Annotated in this window: 14 protein-coding genes; 7 read left to right on the top strand and 7 right to left on the bottom strand. The window is 41.9% G+C overall.

Annotated elements, in window-relative coordinates; genetic code table 11:
- Positions 1-308: 308 nt before the first annotated feature.
- The 4 genes from G7092_RS15375 (at position 309) to G7092_RS15390 (ending at position 4,718) form a co-directional block, all read left to right on the top strand.
- A complete protein-coding gene (locus tag G7092_RS15375; protein ID WP_166090686.1) occupies positions 309-527 on the top strand; it encodes a DUF433 domain-containing protein in 219 nt (72 codons plus the stop codon).
- Positions 528-632: 105 nt separating this feature from the next.
- Positions 633-1,697, top strand: a complete 1,065-nt coding sequence (gene lpxK, locus G7092_RS15380) for a tetraacyldisaccharide 4'-kinase (protein ID WP_166090687.1) — start codon at positions 633-635, stop codon at positions 1,695-1,697.
- The gene (locus G7092_RS15385) at positions 1,660-2,475 is read left to right on the top strand and encodes a purine-nucleoside phosphorylase (protein ID WP_166090688.1); all 816 of its coding nucleotides are present in this window, start codon (positions 1,660-1,662) and stop codon (positions 2,473-2,475) included. The genes lpxK and G7092_RS15385 overlap by 38 nt, the downstream gene beginning before the upstream one ends.
- 50 nt (positions 2,476-2,525) lie before the next feature.
- Positions 2,526-4,718, top strand: a complete 2,193-nt coding sequence (locus G7092_RS15390; protein ID WP_317169997.1) for a putative porin — start codon at positions 2,526-2,528, stop codon at positions 4,716-4,718.
- 87 nt (positions 4,719-4,805) lie between these two features.
- On the opposite strand, the gene G7092_RS15395 is transcribed toward G7092_RS15390, so the two are convergent.
- Positions 4,806-5,987 (bottom strand): asparagine synthetase B, encoded by a 1,182-nt coding sequence (locus G7092_RS15395; protein ID WP_202985334.1) that lies wholly within the window; start codon positions 5,985-5,987, stop codon positions 4,806-4,808.
- A gap of 258 nt (positions 5,988-6,245) precedes the next feature.
- Here G7092_RS15395 and G7092_RS15400 point away from each other — a divergent pair, with 258 nt between their 5' ends.
- Both G7092_RS15400 and G7092_RS15405 read left to right on the top strand, forming a co-directional pair.
- Positions 6,246-6,683, top strand: a complete 438-nt coding sequence (locus G7092_RS15400) for a peptidylprolyl isomerase (protein WP_166090690.1) — start codon at positions 6,246-6,248, stop codon at positions 6,681-6,683.
- Between the two features lie 91 nt (positions 6,684-6,774).
- Positions 6,775-7,293 carry a DUF5606 family protein gene (locus G7092_RS15405; protein ID WP_166090691.1) on the top strand — a complete coding sequence of 173 codons (519 nt, stop codon included), beginning with the start codon at positions 6,775-6,777 and terminating at the stop codon, positions 7,291-7,293.
- Positions 7,294-7,454: 161 nt separating this feature from the next.
- Here the strand turns inward: G7092_RS15405 and G7092_RS15410 are convergent, their stop codons facing one another.
- From G7092_RS15410 to rlmH, 3 genes are all read right to left on the bottom strand, one after another.
- Positions 7,455-7,865, bottom strand: a complete 411-nt coding sequence (locus tag G7092_RS15410) for a Dabb family protein (protein WP_166090692.1) — start codon at positions 7,863-7,865, stop codon at positions 7,455-7,457.
- 153 nt (positions 7,866-8,018) lie between these two features.
- Positions 8,019-8,948, bottom strand: coding sequence for a cation diffusion facilitator family transporter (locus tag G7092_RS15415; protein ID WP_166090693.1), 930 nt, complete (start codon positions 8,946-8,948; stop codon positions 8,019-8,021).
- A gap of 122 nt (positions 8,949-9,070) precedes the next feature.
- Positions 9,071-9,544 carry a 23S rRNA (pseudouridine(1915)-N(3))-methyltransferase RlmH gene (rlmH, locus tag G7092_RS15420; RefSeq protein WP_166090694.1) on the bottom strand — a complete coding sequence of 158 codons (474 nt, stop codon included), beginning with the start codon at positions 9,542-9,544 and terminating at the stop codon, positions 9,071-9,073.
- A 70-nt stretch (positions 9,545-9,614) separates the two neighbouring features.
- Here rlmH and G7092_RS15425 point away from each other — a divergent pair, with 70 nt between their 5' ends.
- Entirely contained in the window at positions 9,615-11,426 is a 1,812-nt protein-coding gene (locus G7092_RS15425) for a MutS-related protein (RefSeq protein WP_166090695.1), read from the top strand.
- Between the two features lie 241 nt (positions 11,427-11,667).
- Here the strand turns inward: G7092_RS15425 and G7092_RS15430 are convergent, their stop codons facing one another.
- The 3 genes from G7092_RS15430 to leuS all read right to left on the bottom strand — a co-directional run bounded on the left by G7092_RS15430 (position 11,668) and on the right by leuS (position 18,318).
- Positions 11,668-14,205, bottom strand: coding sequence for a TonB-dependent receptor (locus G7092_RS15430; protein WP_166090696.1), 2,538 nt, complete (start codon positions 14,203-14,205; stop codon positions 11,668-11,670).
- Between the two features lie 147 nt (positions 14,206-14,352).
- Positions 14,353-15,369, bottom strand: a complete 1,017-nt coding sequence (locus tag G7092_RS15435; RefSeq protein WP_166090697.1) for an acyltransferase family protein — start codon at positions 15,367-15,369, stop codon at positions 14,353-14,355.
- Between the two features lie 144 nt (positions 15,370-15,513).
- Positions 15,514-18,318: a leucine--tRNA ligase gene (gene leuS, locus G7092_RS15440; RefSeq protein WP_166090698.1), complete on the bottom strand. Its 2,805-nt coding sequence runs from the start codon at positions 18,316-18,318 to the stop codon at positions 15,514-15,516.
- Positions 18,319-18,468 lie beyond the last annotated feature (150 nt).

Here is an 18,468-nt window from a genome sequence, read left to right on the forward strand (position 1 = left end):
TAAATAAATTTTGTAAAATAAACAGCCACGTTTAGGTTCATATCAAAGCTACCATTTTCAAAATAAGGAGGCTCCGATGGAGCCATTAAATATTAGCTTAATGGCTATAAACAGGGAGTTCCTCCGGAACTATAACAGCTTTCCACTCCGCGACTCCAGCGGAGTCCCCTGTTTATAGCATAAATAATCCACCCCATGGCTCCGGAGGTGCCTCCAGATAACTTTTCAATTTAAAAGTGATTGTTTTCAGATTGATAAATAGCGGACAAAGTAATGTTCATCAACTCAAATATTCGTATCTTCATGCTATGGGCATTCAAAAAGTTATCAATATCGATAAGGATATTTTAGGTGGACAGCCGGTTTTTACAGGAACGCGCGTTCCTGTTGAATCTCTTTTTGACCACCTGGAGGCAGGCGTTTCTTTAGATGACTTTTTAGGTGATTTTCCTTCTGTAACCAAAGAACAAGCTGTTGCTTTATTGGATCTTGCCAATAAGATCATCACTTCAAAAGACATTAATTAACAAAACTTACTCCCCTCGTAAAAAAACATATCAAAAGCAGCAATCCGGGGCCGGTCATAGTTGTGGCTTAAAAAAGATATAAACGTTTATATCTTTGTATCACCTATGATATACCTCCGCTGGCTTTTATTTCCTTTCTCGTTATTGTATGGCCTGGTGGTGGTTATCCGCAATTGGTGTTTCAATGCGGGCATATTGAAAAGCCGGGAGTTTGACTTGCCGGTGATTGCGGTAGGCAACCTGGATGTTGGTGGCGCGGGTAAAAGCCCGATGACCGAATACCTGATCCGTTTACTGAAAGGCAATTACAAACTAGCCACCTTAAGCCGTGGTTATGGCCGTAAAACAAAAGGTTTCCTGTTAGCAGACGCACCTGCACAAGCTTGGGACATTGGCGATGAGCCGGCCCAGTTTAAAAACAAATTCCCTAACGTCACCATTGCCGTAGCCGAAAAACGGGTGGAAGGAATTGAGCAGTTACAGTCATCACATGATCTTATTATTCTGGATGATGCTTATCAGCACCGCGCTGTGAAACCCGGGTTCAGCATTTTGCTGTTTGACTATAACCGCATCCGCGAGCCGCGTTTATTATTGCCCGCAGGCAACCTGCGCGAGCCTTTTGCCGGGCGTAAACGTGCCGACATTATCGTGATCAGTAAATGTCCCGCTGCATTAGAGCGTAAAGATCAATTCGAACTTCAAAAAAGAGTAAAGCCTTTTCCCAACCAGGCCGTTTTTTTTACCTCGATAAGCTATTTGCCCCTTCAGGATATAAACGGACAGGCTACCGATTCTGTGATCGATGATACCACAACCGTGTTCCTGCTTACAGGTATAGCCAATGCCTCTCCTTTGTTGGAGCATCTAAAAAAACAAACACTGCATATCGTCCATCATAAATATCCCGATCATCACCAGTTTAGCTTAAAAAATATCAGTAAACTTGCCGAGGATTTTTTGGCCTGCACTGCACAAAAAAAACTGATCATCACAACAGAAAAGGACGCACAGCGTTTAGGGGAACAGGAACTGCAGCAGGTGATGAAAAAACTTAATATTTTGGTATTGCCTATAGGCATTGAGTTTTTAAATAATCAACAAAAACAGTTTGATAAATTAGTAACAGATTATGTTAGAAAATATTCAAAGCACAGCCCAATACATTAAAAGCCGTATTGGCGATTTTGAACCAGAAATAGGTATTATTTTAGGTACTGGTCTTGGTGCCCTGGTAAAGGAAATAGAGGTTGAAAAACAACTGATGTATTCCAACATCCCCGATTTCCCGATCTCGACGCTGGAATTCCATTCGGGTAAATTAATTTTCGGCACACTGGCCGGTAAAAAGGTTGTGGCCATGCAGGGGCGCCTGCACTATTACGAAGGCTATAACATGCAGCAGATCACTTTTCCGGTAAGGGTAATGAAATATCTGGGCGTTAAGTCCCTGTTTGTTTCAAATGCCAGCGGCTCCTTAAACCCCGAGTTTAAAAAAGGAGAACTGATGATCATTGCCGATCATATCAATCTGCAACCGCACAACCCATTGGTAGGCCGTAACGATAATGAACTGGGTCCGCGTTTTCCGGATATGAGCCAGCCCTATCAGCGCACATTGATTGATAAAGCATTAACAATAGCCAAAGCAAACAATATTATTTGCCATAAAGGAGTTTATGTAGCTGTTACCGGGCCAAATCTGGAAACCAAAGCAGAGTACAACTATTTAAAAATTATTGGCGGCGATGCGGTTGGCATGAGCACCGTACCCGAAGTAATAGTAGCCAACCATATGGGCTTGCCAGTATTTGCCATATCGGTATTAACCGACGAAGGTTTTAACGATGTACTTGAACCTGTGGTTGTGGAAGATATTATAAAAATTGCCGAAGAGGCCGAACCCAAACTAACATTGATACTTAAGGAACTGATAGCCGGTTCTTAAAGAGGAGAACCGAGAGTCAAGATATTAGAGCCAAGAAAAGAGTTTTTAAAGTGAATAAAAGAAAATATTTCAACAGGACATTACAGCATCACCGTTTACATGAGGAAGCTTCTGTCTTGATTCCTGATTCTAATATCCTGGCTCTGAAGCTGCGTAAGCCGTTCAAATATATTTTATTGTTCCTGCTGTGCACATCGGTACATAGCGCGTTTGCGCAATATAACCAAACCGGCCGGCCACGCCCCTTACCTACCCGGGATACCCTCAAACAAACCAGGCAGGTGAGTGATGACGAATTACTGGATAGTTTACGTAAAAAAGAAGAAAACAAGCACGATTCTGTTATCTACAATTCAAAATTCATTCGTGTAACCAACGAACAATTGCTTAACGACAGTACCCAAACCTTTGCTATTGATACGGGTATAAGTCGTTTTGAAAATTACAGCCCCTTACTTGATCCCCGGAATCCGCGCATACACCTGGGTTATACCGGGCTATCGCAAAGAAGCCTGTTGTTTGAACCGGTTAAAACTATTGGATTTGATATAGGCATGCATGCCCTCGATATTTATACTATCCAACCACAGGATATCAATTATTATAACACGCGGGTAGCCTATTCCAACCTCACTCTTTTTAATGGCTTTGGCAGTTCGGCCGAGCAGTTATTTAAGGTGATCCATACTCAAAATATTAAACCCAACTGGAATGTAGGCTTTAATTTAAACTTCAACGGTTCCAAAGGGTATTATAGCAGTAGCAGTGTACTCGGCCAAAATGTAAGTGGACTTAACGCGGCCATATTTACCTGGTATGAGTCAAAAAGCAAGCGTTACAATTTACTGGCGAATGCTACCTTTAACAATTTAAAAGCTCCCGAAACCGGATCTATCTTAAATGATTCGGTTTTTACAAGCGCCAAGGGTACTGTATTCTTTAAAACATCGGCCCCGGTCCGTTTGCCCAACAGTTACGAAAACTGGAACGATAAAGGCATATATATTAAACAGTTTTACTACCTGGGCCGCATTGATAGCTTAAATAAAGGCAAAGAGAACTCCAAGGTTTTACCTACCCAGCGTGTATCACATACGTTGAATATTAAAAATGGCCGGTACAACTATCTGCAAAGTGGTGTTGATACCTACAACGTATTCCCGGATTATTATTATAGTAATAACCGCTCGCGCGACTCAACGATATACACGCATATCCAGAATGAATTTTCGTACAGCTTTTATCTGCGCAGCAAATCGGTCAAATTTGTCAAAAATGAATTGAAGCTTGACCTGGGATTAGTGCATGATTTTTGGCACTATGCACAATTTGTAAGTGATACTGCCTTGAACCAGTATGGCGCCAAATATGTTCATCAGGACAAGGTACAAAACACCACGTTTCAGGATATTACCCTCAAGGCTAAACTGGGTTACCGTTTCAGCGACCGTATAGGCCTGGATGCCGATTTCAGACAGATAGTACAGGGGCGTGATTTTGGTAATTATTTGTACGATGCCAAACTTAACCTTGCCGGTGGAGGCCGTGTGGGTAAAGTTACTTTAGAGGCTTACACCCAAAATAGTTCGCCGCCGCTGGTATATACTGACTGGATATCCAATCATTATATTTTTCATAATAGTTTCAGCAATCAAAAAACAACCAGTTTATCTTTCAATTATGTTAATGCCCCTTTACAATTTGATGTAAAGGTGGAGTATTTTCTGATATCTAATTATCTGTACTTTACTGCGCAAAATGGTGGTAACGATGCACACCCTGTACAATTGGGTAGCGACATCAACTTATTGAAGGTAAGCGTTGGTAAAAGCTTAAAATGGCGTAACCTGCATTTTGACAACTATGTTGTTTATCAAAAAACCGACTATCAATCAACCCTGCGTACGCCCGAAATATATACCTACAGTAACCTGTACCTAACCAAAACTTTTTTTAATGTACTGCAATCGGCCTTTGGAGTAAATGTGCGGTATAATTCAGAATATGTAGCGCCGTCATACGCGGTTGGCTTAGGTCAGTTTTATAACGGGGCAAATGTTACCTTCTCCTCATATCCAATAGCATCGGTATATTTCAAGGCCACGTTGCAGCGCACTAATTTATTCCTGGGGTACGATTATGCCAACCAGGGCCTTTCAAGCAAGGGATATTATACAGTGAACAGATATCCACAGCAAGATCACCTCCTCAAATTCGGCGTAAGCTGGACGTTTTATAATTAGTATCAAGTATCACGACTCCTCAAATACGGTACTACGAATAGTAAAATCTTGATACTTGATACTAGCTACTTGATACTAAAACAACAATCACGTTTTCTGTTTCTTCTTTTTGGCTGCCGGGAATAATACGTTGTTTAGGATGAGTCGGTAACCCGGCGAATTGGGATGCAGCTTCAGATCTGTTGGTGGATCGCCTACGGCATGCTGGTAATCTTCGGGGTCATGGCCACCGTAAAATGTCCATTGTCCTTTGCCATATTCTCCATGTATATAACGAGCCTCGTTGGCCGTTTTCATTTCACCCATAATGGTTACACCAGGCTTCAGTCTGTTTTTGTTGAAAGCGGTGGTCAAGCCCATAAAACCTTTAATCACTTTATCATGATCCTGCGTGAGCATACTGGGCACCACATCCCACTTGGCCGAAAAATCAAATAACGTAAAAAAATCACGGGTGCGGTCAACCTGGCGGGTACTGGTTACATCAATATTGCTGAACTGGTGCGATATGGGGTTCATATCCAGCGTAAAGTTTTGAAAAGCGAATGTCTGGGTAAAATCCAGTTTCGACTGTGCATCCGGATCAGCCGAATCACCGTCGAACATACTTTCGCAGATATCGGTATTGGCAGCAGCCAGGGCAATATCAAAAGTATCGGTACCAGAACACATGGCAAACAGGAAGCCGCCGCCCGCGCAAAAATCACGTATATTTTTGGCAACCGCCAGTTTCATTTTGGATACTTTTTTAAAGCCCAGCTTGTGGGCCAGCTCTTCCTGTCCTTTAACATCGTCGGTATACCATTGGGCAAAACGGAAAGCTCCATAAAACTTACTGTATTGACCGGTAAAATCCTCATGGTGCAGATGCAGCCAGTCGTATTTAGGCAGATCGCCGCGGATTACTTCTTCATCATAAACTACATCGTAAGGTATTTCGGCATATTTGAGTACCAGCGTAACAGCATCATCCCAGGGCAGTTTGTTCTTGGGCGAATATACAGCCATTTTGGGCGCTTTTTCCAATTTAACCACATCCATATTAACCGATGGGTCGCTTACCTCGGTTAATATCTCATTTACTTTGGCATCGGCCAGCACCTGGTAACTTACTCCACGTACTTTACATTCCTCTTCTATCTTAGGATTGTATTTCATCATAAAACTGCCGCCGCGATAGTTCAACAGCCAATCCACCTCTTCACCGTTCTTTAAAGTCCAGAAAGCGATACCGTATGATTTGAGATGATCTTTCTGCTCATCATCCATCGGGATTAATATGGATGCAGCCCTGGATAATAAAGGTAAAAGGATAAAGGCGAAAGCTAAAAGGTATTTATGATGTGTTTTAAAAATCACTTGCCAATAGATAATATGATGCTAATTATCAAATGTAACGAATAATTGTTGAAGCTATTATTAGCCAATTAATATCTTGTAAATCTTGCCCTAACCTTTTTCCTTTGGCCTTTAACCTTTCGCCTCAAATTATTACCTTTGCCAACTGTTTTCCAAAAAACAAATAAAATGAGCAAAGCAATTATCAAAACCGAAAAGGGCGATATGACTGTTGAGTTTTTCGACAAAGATGCCCCAAATACTGTTGCTAACTTTCAAAAATTGGCAAAATCAAAATTTTATGACAACGTGATCTTTCACCGCGTTATCCCAAACTTTGTAATACAAGGTGGCGATCCAACCGGCACAGGCGCTGGTGGCCCGGGCTACAAAATTGATTGCGAACTAACCGGCGAAAATCAATACCATGATCGCGGCGTGCTTTCAATGGCTCACGCTGGTCGTAACACTGGTGGTTCACAGTTTTTCATTTGCCACAGCCGCGATAATACTGCTCACTTAGACCGTAACCATACCGTTTTTGGTAAAGTGGTTGAAAATGTTGAAGTGGTTGACGCTATCCGTCAGGGCGATAAAATTTTAACCATCGAAGTAATAGAAGAATAGTGAATAGTGAGTGGTTGATTAAGTTGATTGGTTTAAATTTCGAAAACAACTACTCAACTCAGTCAACCACTCACCTAATCAACCAAAACAAATGAATTTACAAGGAATTGTAGCCGTATCGGGCAAACCGGGCTTATGGAAAGCTTTGGCACAAAACAAAAATGGTTATGTGCTGGAAAGCCTTGATGCGCAAAAAACCAAACTGGTAGCCAACCTATCAACTGCTAAATTAGCAGCATTGAGCGAGATCACCATTTTTGGGGTTGATGACGATATTAAATTAACAGATGTGTTTGAGCAGATGAAAAGCGCTGCCAGCATCCCCGACGCTAAAGCCGACGGTAAAAAATTAAGGGAATTCTTTTTTGAAGTAGCCCCAGATCATGACGAAGAGAAAGTGTATGCCTCCGACATGAAAAAAGTAATATCATGGTTTCAACTGTTAAAAGATCTGCCGCTTTTTAACGAGCCTGATCCAACTGTAGCCCCGGCAGAAGCTGCTGCTCCGGCTGTTGAAGCTCCGGTTGCTGTAGAAGAGGTTGTTGCTGAAGCAGCACCAGCCGCAGCACCAAAAGCAAAAGCTAAAAAAGCTCCGGCCAAAAAAGCATAAGCAAATTGCTTTAAAATATAAAAGCCCCGGTGATAATTACCGGGGCTTTTTTGTTAGTACAATAAAAATTGTCATGCTGAACGGAGTGAAACATCTACCCATCAACTTGCCTGTCCCATAATAGATCCTTCGTTCCTCAGGATGACAAGCTGAAATAGTGTTTATGCATCCACCGCATCATACACAATAACCTTTTCCCAAAGGTGGCTACAGTTTTTAATAAACTCCAGGTGTATAGGATGGGTTTGATAAGTGGCCTGCCCGGCCAGGTCGCTGAAGAACATGAGTTCAGATACTGCCCAGCTATTATCAACTACATCGCGTTTTTCGGTACTGGCCACAACGCCTACCTTTATTTTTTTGATAGTTTCAATTTTGGCTAAAGTCTTTACACCTGCTACCAGCTTGTCGCGGTCTTCAATAGAACCCGGATTTTTAAGCCAGAAAAACACATGGTGAACTACCGGAAACTCGTCTTTTTGATAATCTGATGATGACATGGCTGATGCTGCTACAGTACCGGCGGCCAAAGCAGCCGTAGTGGTTATAAATTTGCGTCTGTTTGTTTTCATGACAGGGTAAATAATGCCTTAAATTAATAAGAATTATTTACTTAGTCAGCATTTAAAGAAAGGGTTGTCATCCTGAGCTTGTCGAAGGATCGCGCGAAGAGGCCTGCCCACCATGCTTCGACAAGCTCAGCATGACAATCCTTGTTTATCTCCTTACAAACACTCCGGCTGTTTGCACTTTTCGTCGGCAAACTCGGGCTCAAAGGTGCTGTGATTGATATCAAGATGTTCCAGGCGGTGGCGCAAATCATGTTTGATATTGTCAAAGTCGGCCATGGATTCGGGATTGATCACCAGGTGGGCGGTCAGTGCGTTTTCTGTGGTGCTCAGGGCCCATACGTGCATGTGGTGCACATCAACTACGCCTTTACCTTTCATCAGTTCGGCTTTGATCTTTTCCAGATCCATTTCGGCAGGTACACCATCCATTTCCAGGCGCAGACTGTCTTTAAGCAGGCTCCAGGTGCCACGTAATATTACAATACCTATAATTACGCTCACTACGCTATCAATCCAATAGATCTTGGTAAAATAGATGATTAAGCCGGATACTACCACACCAAATGAAACTATGGCATCAACAGCCATGTGCAGGTAAGCACCTTTTACGTTCAGATCTTTGTCTTTATCCTTAACAAAAAGCCATGCGGTAAAACCATTAATAGCAATACCAATAAAAGCTACCCAGGCCATGGTGCCACCTGATACTACTTCGGGGTTCATAAAACGTACGACAGCTTCGTATAAAATAAAGCCTACCGCCACAAACAGGATCAGCGCATTAAAAAACGATACAATGATGGTTGATCGTTTGTAGCCGTATGTATATTTGCTATTGGCGCTCACCTTGGTAAGCTTAAAGGCCAGCAGGGCCAGGGCCAGTGAAGCCACGTCGCTCAGGTTATGCCCGGCATCGGTTAATAATGATAAGGAATGCGTGGTTAAACCGGCTATTACCTCAACTATTATAAAAATCGAATTCAATATGATACCCACAATAAATGCGGCATTCAAATGATCGAGCTTGGGAGCATGGTCATGGTGATGATGACCTGCGTGTGAATGATCGTGACCTGCTGACATTTAGCAAAGATAGGGTTTTTGATGTGCAGATATGCAAATTTAAGATGTGCAGATTTTTGTCTTAATCAGAAGTTCACAATTGAAAAGAAAATCATCTGAAATCTGCACACTCGCACATCTGATCACTCGTGATGATAAGGTTCACCTTTAATAATAGTATAGGCGCGGTATAATTGTTCCACAAAAAACAGACGCACCATCTGATGCGAGAATGTCATACGCGACAGGGATATTTTATCGTTAGCACGTTGGTAAACGGATTGGTCAAAACCATAAGGGCCGCCAATCACAAATATCATATTGGCCGATGAACTGATCTCTTTTTTATTGATATAAGCTGCAAATTGGGTTGATGAATACTCAATACCCTTTTCATCCAGTAATATAAGGTGGTCAAGCGGGGTCACTTTTTTAAGTATCAGTTCGGCCTCCTTGGCCTTTTGCTGCTCGGCGCTCAGGGCTTTGGTGTTTTTTAATTCATTAATTTCAACCAATTCCAATTTGGTGTAATGCTTCAGGCGCTTTACATATTTGTCGATACCTTCTTTTAAATAAGCATCTTCTGTTTTACCAACGGTTAAAAAAGTGATCTTCATATATTGAACAAATAAACGTTTATTTAAAATATATGTGTTTATTTAGCCACAATTTTTTTAAACACCAATTATGCAACAAGATATTATTAATGATTATCAGCAACGGGCAGCAGCAGCCGGCCAGGAAGCTGGTAAGTATAAAAAACTGGCTAATACTTACTCCCTGCTGCGGCTTAGTATCTTCGCGCTTGTTGTAGTAGCTATTTATGTTGCCGTACAGTTTGACAATTTTAGCATTGTAGCTGCTGCATTTGTTCTGCTTGTTTTCGCCTTTGCCTGGCTGGTAGCGCGCCAAAGCAAGTATGAGCGTCAGAAACAATATTTTGACGACCTGCAAAGGGTGAATCTTAATGAAATCGATAATATACAAACCCACGCCAACATTTATAATGATGGAGCACGTTTTGCCAACGAAAAACATTATTACACTGCCGATCTTGACATTTTTGGCAATGCCTCCCTTTATCAACTGGTAAACCGTACCGCCACTTCAACAGGCAATAATAAGCTGGCTCAATGGTTTGATAAACCATCGGCCAAGGAGATTATTCTCCCACGACAAGCCGCCGTTCAGGAGATCGCTGCAAAAAATAACTGGAAACTGGATATCCAAACCCGGCTCATATTTGCCCTTAAACAGGACGCTAACCAACTGCCTAATCTTTTCAAATACCTGCACATGTCCCTGAATATGCCGGGTGAAAAGTGGCTCGGCCGTTACACTAAAATTGCTCCTTACCTGTTCACCGGGTTGCTGGTGCTGGCCTGGTTTTTTCCGGTGGTAAAGTTGGTACCCATTTTAGTAGGTATCATTAATATGAGTCTGGTTTTTTCCAAAGCTGCATACATCACCAAGGCCGATCTGATTGCCGGTAAAATAGGAAATACTCTAGCCAATTATGCTGATGTTTTTGAGCGTATTGAAGAGGAAAAATGGCAAGCCGTTTATAACTCCGATCTTGCTCAGCAGCTCAAAATTGGGCAAACATCCAACAAAATAAAAGAATTGGCTTCACTGATCAATAAGCTCAACTATCACCTCAATATGATCATTGCTTTTGTACTTAATTTATTTTTTTTATGGGACATACGCCAGGTAATAGCCATTGAGAACTGGAAACGTCAGAATAATGAAAGCCTGGAAGCTGCTTTTGAGGTAATAGCAGAATTTGAGGCCCTGCTTAGTTTAGCCGGACTGGCTATCAACTATCCGGAATGGAATTTCCCACAGATTGATGATCGTGAAGCTTATACACTAACAGCCCAAGAACTGGCGCACCCTCTTATTGATGCCACCAAACGCATTGAAAACGATTATGAACTGAATGATGCTTTTAAGATAGACATCATCACCGGATCAAATATGGCGGGTAAGAGCACTTTTTTACGCACCATCGGTATCAATACCGTGCTGGCACTTTGTGGCGCTCCGGTATGTGCTAAAAGCATGCAGGTATCGGTTATTACCATCATTAGTTATATGCGTATTAAAGATTCATTGAACGAAAGTACATCTACTTTTAAGGCCGAGCTTGATCGTCTGCAAATGCTCCTGGCCGCGGTAGAAAATGAGCCTAAGATATTTTTCCTGATAGATGAAATGCTGCGGGGTACAAACTCTGTCGACAAGTACCTGGGATCAAAAGCGGTAATTGAACAGCTGATTGCCAAAAAAGCAGTAGGCATGGTGGCCACACACGATTTGCAAATAGCTCAATTGGAAACTAAATATCCTGATTACGTACGTAATTTTTATTTCGATATCCAGGTTAAAGATGGCGAAATGCTGTTTGATTATAAGATAAAACACGGCGAGTGTAAAACATTTAACGCATCGCTGCTGCTTAAACAAATCGGCATCAATGTAGAAGCTGGAGAATAGATGCAAGACTGCTAGAGTCAAGAATCAAGACTACATATCAATAATAAAAACCGCGTCATTGCGAGGTACGAAGCAATCTTTACGTAGGCAGGCCAACTATGCAAATTTGCTCTGTATAGCATAGAGATTGCTTTGTACCTCGCAATGACGTAATGGTTAAACAAATAAGGCGTGCCGATTAGTCGACACGCCTTATTTGTTTTGGAAAAGTCTTGATTCTTGACTCTAACAGTCTTGCATCTTACCTGCCGCCAGATGGGCCACCTTGGCCTCCACCCTGATCACCTTGTTTCTGGTCGTCGTTATTAACGCCTTTTTTCTGTTGATTAGGATTGCTGAAGGTAGTTTTACCAAAGCTGTAGCTAAACGTTAAACCAAATGAACGGAACGGAAACGCGGTTGAGCTGCTTTGCGTAAAGCTGGCACTGCTGATATTTTGGTCAAAGTGTTTATCGCGGGCAAATGGCTGTACGGTATTAAAGCCAATGGCCAGTTTCCTTTTCATGAATTGCTTTTTGATACCAAATGCATAAATACCAAATGCAGGGTTGGTACCTTGTATGGTACGGCGTGCCGAATTGGTAAAGCCAAATAACTCTGCCAGGAAATCACCTTTAAACTGGTATGATGCGCTTCCAAATGCCGAGAATTGGAAATAAGTGCCCACTTTTGAAGCACTGTTGACATACTGATCAAATATAGTTGGGCTATAAGTATAACCGTTAATACTGGCCCTTATAGTTAAAGGTTTGATAGGATTTACCGAACCAAAGAAACTGGCGCCGAATGAATTGTTACGGCCAATGTTTTGGTAAACTGTACGGGTAGCATGAACAGTTTGGTTGCGGATGGTTTCGGTCAACGTATCGGCAATACCTTCTATCAGGTCATTAGTTCTTTTATAATAAACCGAAAAGTTCAATACCGACGATTTAATGAAGGTATTATAACCTAACTCCACCGTTTGTGAAACCTCAGGAGCAAGATTAGGATTACCTACACTCTGGTTCTGGATATTGCTGCGGTTAATGAACGGATTCAGGAACTGCAGGCTGGGCCTGGTTATACGTTTGCTGTACGACAATTTAAGTGTTTGATTGCCAAATTGCTTTTGGATAGTTAAGCTTGGGATATAAGTAGTGTAACTTGACGAAAACGGTTGCAGATTCTGGAACAGGTTACTGTTAGCATCCTGGAACGGATTCTGCGGATCGCCCTTTATCCGGGTATTTTCAACACGGCCACCTGCTAATATCGACCAGCTTTTGGGTAATGTAAAAGTTAACACCGTGTATCCTGCATATACATTCTGCGTATAATCATACAGGTTGGAGTTTAACGAATCGCGCTGAGCGTTGTTACCGTTGTTGTCTGTATCAAATATATCGTAATTACTGTTTATTCGACGTTGTATGGTTTTACCACCGGCTTCAATCTTTAGTACCTTATTTACCGGTAGGGTATAATCTAACTGAAGCGTGTACTCATTATTTTTACCATTGTTATCGCCTGTTTGGCTTGGGTTCTGCGCTGTAAACAAGTTGGTATAATCTGTGGTGATGATACTATGGCTCCACTGCCCGGATACGGTTATTTCCTCACCCTCTTTTTTAAACTTGTGGGTGTAGTCTATACTCCAGTCAAAACCACCAAAATGGTTGTGCGACATGTTTTTGCTGAAATACTGTATTGGTGAAATATGGTTGTCGATATTATTAACACCACTACCATCAACATTAAAACCGCCATCATTTAATCTGAACGTACTGTTAATGCTGTTAAAGGCGTTAAACTCATAACCTGCGGTAACGGAACCGATAGCACCATGCCTTTTAATACGACTGCTGGAATTATTAAAGTTGTGCACCAATGGATTACCGGCCGCATCTTTCAGTACCTGGTCAAAGGTAGTTAATGATGTTTGAGGCCAGGTTAAGTTACCACCGGCGTTGATACCTAAACTAAAGCGATTCTTGTTATAGTTAAGGTTAACGTTACCGTTATTTTGACGTGTACCTACACCACCGCTTACCGAGCCGCTTATGCCTGATATATTTTTTTGTTTAGTGATGATGTTGATAATACCTCCAGAACCTTCGGCATCGTACTTAGCCGACGGAGAAGTTACTACCTCAATGCTCTTGATCTGATCGGCAGGGATGGTTTTTAACACATCTGATAAATTAGCCGATGTAGCGCCTGATGGCTTGCCATTGATCAATACACGCACGTTTGCATCGCCACGTACCGATACGTTACCGTTAATATCCACCGCTACTAATGGTACTTTCTGCAATACATCCGTCGCATTACCACCTGCAGCGGTAAGATCTTTCTCGGCATTGTAAACAATTTTATCAATTTTGTTCTCTATCAGCGGAGCCTGACCAACCACATTTACCTGTGCCAGGGCATGAGCGCCTGGAGCCAGCAACACGTTACCCACTTTATTATCAGGTTTTGACGCAGTAGTTACTACCGGGTCAATTGTTTTTGCCGGGTAACCGATAAAAGATATCACCAGTTTGTAACTGCCTGGTTTGATGTTATCTAATTTAAAATTACCTTTTTCGTCGGTCACTACACCGGTAATAGGCGATTTCCCTCCGCTGCGGTATAAACCTACCGTAGTGTAATCCATTGGTTTCTTGGTAACTGAGTCAATTACGGTACCCGATATGCGGCCCGTAGTTGTTGGCCCGCTCCCACCTACACCAAACTGGGCTTTCGCCGAAAGTGCAAAACAAAAAAGAGCTATAAGTATGTAAAAACGTTTCATTTATAAGGATTTTCGTAATTGGAGGCGAAAATAGATTAAATGTTACACCACCATCTTTTATTTTTTTAGGAAAATAGCAATTGTCATGTATATGTTACACTAAGAAGATATTAACTCTATGTAAACTCCGCATTATTCTTTATATATCTATTCTGAAAATTGATCCTGACTAATCAAGTTATAACTTATGCGCTTTGATAATTTAAAAAAAGGTCTTTCAACCAATAAGTAAAACAGGTAGGCAAACAAGATACTTACTACAATGCCTGTCAAAAACTCAATACCTTTAAAAAGTACAGTTTTAGGAAGTTTTGTCCCCATATAAACTACCAGGCGGCTGCCCACCATGTCATGCGTAAGATATAATGAAAAGGAGATCTTTGAAAAAAAGCTGACAACTGCGTAGCTTTTTAAAGGGGCTATCAATAATAATAGGGTAAATAATGCCATCCCAGCGGGCAGCCAGCCTACTGTATAAATACAACATACAACTATCAAAACGCTCAGAAACAAAACAGTATTAATGCCGGCAATTTTTTTCAGATAAAGATAATATAGTATACCCAAGCCAAACACCGGAAAAACGCCAAACAGTAAACCACCCGGTACATTTACAACTGTGGGAACAATACATAATACCAGTAAAAACCATGGCCCCCATTTGGAGTGTAACCATGGAAAACATAAGGCTACAAACAGGTAAAATTGAAATTCTATTCCTAATGTCCAATACACCGGACTTAAATATGGTTTACCTAAAAATGAGTTGAGATAAGCTAAATGACACGCAATATTAAACCAATCGGGCTTATAATGACTCAGCACTATAAAGTTCATTACAATAGCCAATCCAATTGAAATAATATAGGGTGGCTCAATACGGGTAATGCGTTTGCCAACAAAACGGCCGCTCATTTTCCAGGTATAATCCGCAGGCATAGACCAACATATGATAAACCCCGACAGCAGGAAAAACATATGTACACCCAGCCACCCATATTTTAAAACAGGCAAAGCCTTTCCCCCCAAATGAAACAAGGCAACGGCTAAGGACGCAATAGCTCTAATATAGTCAACCTGTTGAATGTGTCCTTTGGAGGTATCCCGTTCAGTCATATTTAATGAAAGATATAAAAGCCTGTCGATACTAAGAAATATCACCATAGCTTATTGTAGAACAGATCCTTCGCTTCGCTAGGATGACAGTTATTAAGTAAGGCATGGATATAAAAAATGCCGACATTTTCGTCGGCATTAAAATAGTTAAAATAAGCTAATCCAAAGCTCCCCTTTTAGGGGGTTAGGGGCTTAAACCACCATATTCACAATCCTGCCTTTTACCACGATTACCTTTTTCGGGGCTTTCCCATCCAGGTATCGTTGTACATCGGCATTGGCCAAAACAAATTCTTCAATAGCTTTGGGCTCCAGGCCTAGGGATATATTGAGGTTCATTTTTGTTTTACCGTTGATAGAGATCGGATATGCAAACTCATCCTCAACCAGGTAGGCGCTGTTGAATTTTGGATACGGAGCATATGACAAGCTACCGGCCGGATTACCCAACAAGGTCCACAGTTCCTCGCAAATATGCGGAGCGTATGACGATAGCACGATCACCATATCCTGCAGGATGGCACGGTTGTTACATTTCAGATCGGTCAATTCATTAACCGCGATCATAAAGCTGGATACCGATGTATTGAACGAGAAACGCTCCACATCTTCTTCTACCTTACGGATGATCTTGTGCAACGATTTCAGTTCGGCTTTGCTCGGTTCAGCATCAGATACACTAAATTCCCAGGCTTCGTTATGGAACAAGCGCCAGAATTTACGCAGGAATTTAAACACACCTTCAATACCGTTGGTATTCCAGGGCTTGCTCTGCTCCAATGGCCCCAGGAACATTTCGTACATGCGTAGGGTATCGGCGCCATAACGTGAAATAATATCATCCGGGTTCACTACATTGAACTTAGATTTCGACATCTTTTCAACCTCTACCCCACAGATATATTTGCCATTTTCGAGTATAAACTCAGCAGTTTCAAATTCCGGTCTGAATTTTTTGAATTTCTCCAGATTCAGCACTTCATTCTCTACAATATTAACATCCACATGTAATGGGGAAGTTTTATACTCTTTAATCAAACCATGCGATACAAACGTATTGGTTCCGCGACCTTCTTCGTCAATTAAGCGGTATACAAAATTACTGCGGCCTTGTATCATCCCTTGATTGATGAGCTTTTTAAACGGCTCTTCTTCAATCACCAGGTCCAGATCTTTTAAAAACTTGTTCCAGAAACGACTGTACAATAAGTGTCCGGTGGCATGTTCGCTGCCGCCGATATATAAATCAACATCTTTCCAGTAAGCAATAGCTTCTTTGGATGCAAATTCTTTATCGTTATGCGCATCCATATAGCGGTACCAGTACCAGCTGCTACCGGCCCAGCCCGGCATGGTGCTTAATTCATATTCACCTTCCGGATGTTTCCAGCCTTCTGCACGGCCCAATGGCGGTTCGCCGGTTTCGGTTGGCAGATATTTATCCACTTCTGGTAATAATAATGGTAAATGCTGCTCTTCAATTAAATGAGGCAAACCATCTTTAAAGTAAACCGGCACCGGTTCGCCCCAGTAACGCTGACGACCAAATATGGCATCACGCATCCTGAAGTTTACTTTAGCCTTACCAGCGCCAATGGCTTCCAGTTTGGCAATTACCGCGGCTGTCGCTTCTTTATAAGCCAAGCCGTTCATAAAGTCGGAATTGATATACTTTCCTTCTTTGGTAGGGTCGGCTTCGTTTTCAATATTTTGTATGTCGATAATAGGTACTATCGGCAGGTTAAAATGCTTGGCAAATAAATAATCACGCTGATCGCCTGATGGTACAGCCATTACAGCGCCAGTGCCATATCCGGCCAACACGTAATCTGCAATCCAGATCGGGATCCTTTCGTTATTCAATGGGTTCAATACATAGCTGCCGGTAAAGGCGCCTGATACCGTTTTGGCATCGGCCATCCTGTCCAGCTCCGATTTCTTTTTGGTTTGAGCGATATACGCGTCAATATCCGCCTTTTGTTCAGGCGTTGTCAAAGTACTCACCAGCTCATGTTCTGGCGCTATCACCAAAAAGGTAACCCCAAAAATGGTATCGACACGGGTGGTGAAAACTTCTATGAATTCGTGAGTGGTGAGTGGTGAATGGTGAGTGGTTTTCTCAATCGGAAATTTCACACTTGCACCAGTGCTTTTGCCTATCCAGTTGCGCTGCATTTCTTTTAGCGGCTCGGGCCAGTCAATAGTGTCCAAGCCTTGCAATAAGCGTTCGGCATAGGCAGTAATGCGCATGCTCCACTGCATCATTTTCTTTTGTTCCACAGGGTAACCACCTCGTTCGCTAAAGCCGTCTTTTACCTCGTCATTAGCCAATACAGTGCCCAAAGCGGCGCACCAGTTTACGGTGCTTTCGCGCAAATAGGTTAAACGGTATTTTAGTAGTTCATTTTGCTGTTCGCGGTTGCTCAGGGCTTTCCACTCCTCAGCAGTAAAACTCAAAACTTCTTCGTCACATACGGCATTAATTCCCGCAGAACCTTCTTGCTCAAAGTGTTCAACCAATTTAGCAATAGATTCAGCCTTGTCAGCATCTTTATTATACCAGGAGTTGAACAGCTGCATAAATATCCACTGAGTCCACTTATAATAATCGGGTGAACTAGTGCGTACCTCCCGACTCCAATCAAACGAGAAACCAATCTGATCTAACTGGCGGCGATAGGTAGCAATATTGGCTTCGGTAGTAATGGCAGGGTGCTGCCCGGTTTGTATGGCATACTGCTCGGCCGGTAAGCCAAAGCTGTCATAACCCATAGGGTGCAACACATTAAAACCTTTTAAGCGTTTATAGCGTGCAAAAATATCAGAGGCAATATACCCCAGCGGATGTCCTACATGCAGCCCAGCGCCCGATGGGTAAGGGAACATATCCAGCACATAATACTTAGGTTTGGCGCTTTTATCCTCAGCTTTAAAGGTTCCGTTCTGGGCCCAAAACTGCTGCCACTTTTGCTCTATATCTTTAAATTGATAGTCCATTTTATTGTTTACACGTATGAGGTTGCGAAATTAAGAAAATACCTATTAGTTTGGTAGTTTATTGATGCTTTGTTTGTTATGTTCTGCGGATAATTTAATCCAATAGGCAGTCCTATACCTGATTATCTCCATAAATTAATTTGATTTCTC

Origin of the sequence: Mucilaginibacter inviolabilis (assembly GCF_011089895.1) — a bacterium.
In the GTDB taxonomy this organism is placed as follows: domain Bacteria; phylum Bacteroidota; class Bacteroidia; order Sphingobacteriales; family Sphingobacteriaceae; genus Mucilaginibacter; species Mucilaginibacter inviolabilis.

Excerpts from the sequence above, each read along its gene's own strand:
- G7092_RS15375 (WP_166090686.1), top strand. The coding sequence starts at position 309 with ATGGGCATTCAAAAAGTTATCAATATCGATAAGGATATTTTAGGTGGA.
- lpxK (WP_166090687.1), top strand. The coding sequence starts at position 633 with ATGATATACCTCCGCTGGCTTTTATTTCCTTTCTCGTTATTGTATGGC.
- G7092_RS15385 (WP_166090688.1), top strand. The coding sequence starts at position 1,660 with ATGTTAGAAAATATTCAAAGCACAGCCCAATACATTAAAAGCCGTATT.
- G7092_RS15395 (WP_202985334.1), bottom strand. The coding sequence starts at position 5,987 with ATGGATGATGAGCAGAAAGATCATCTCAAATCATACGGTATCGCTTTC.
- G7092_RS15400 (WP_166090690.1), top strand. The coding sequence starts at position 6,246 with ATGAGCAAAGCAATTATCAAAACCGAAAAGGGCGATATGACTGTTGAG.
- G7092_RS15405 (WP_166090691.1), top strand. The coding sequence starts at position 6,775 with ATGAATTTACAAGGAATTGTAGCCGTATCGGGCAAACCGGGCTTATGG.
- G7092_RS15410 (WP_166090692.1), bottom strand. The coding sequence starts at position 7,865 with ATGAAAACAAACAGACGCAAATTTATAACCACTACGGCTGCTTTGGCC.
- G7092_RS15415 (WP_166090693.1), bottom strand. The coding sequence starts at position 8,948 with ATGTCAGCAGGTCACGATCATTCACACGCAGGTCATCATCACCATGAC.
- rlmH (WP_166090694.1), bottom strand. The coding sequence starts at position 9,544 with ATGAAGATCACTTTTTTAACCGTTGGTAAAACAGAAGATGCTTATTTA.
- G7092_RS15425 (WP_166090695.1), top strand. The coding sequence starts at position 9,615 with ATGCAACAAGATATTATTAATGATTATCAGCAACGGGCAGCAGCAGCC.
- G7092_RS15430 (WP_166090696.1), bottom strand. The coding sequence starts at position 14,205 with ATGAAACGTTTTTACATACTTATAGCTCTTTTTTGTTTTGCACTTTCG.
- G7092_RS15435 (WP_166090697.1), bottom strand. The coding sequence starts at position 15,369 with ATGGTGATATTTCTTAGTATCGACAGGCTTTTATATCTTTCATTAAAT.
- leuS (WP_166090698.1), bottom strand. The coding sequence starts at position 18,318 with ATGGACTATCAATTTAAAGATATAGAGCAAAAGTGGCAGCAGTTTTGG.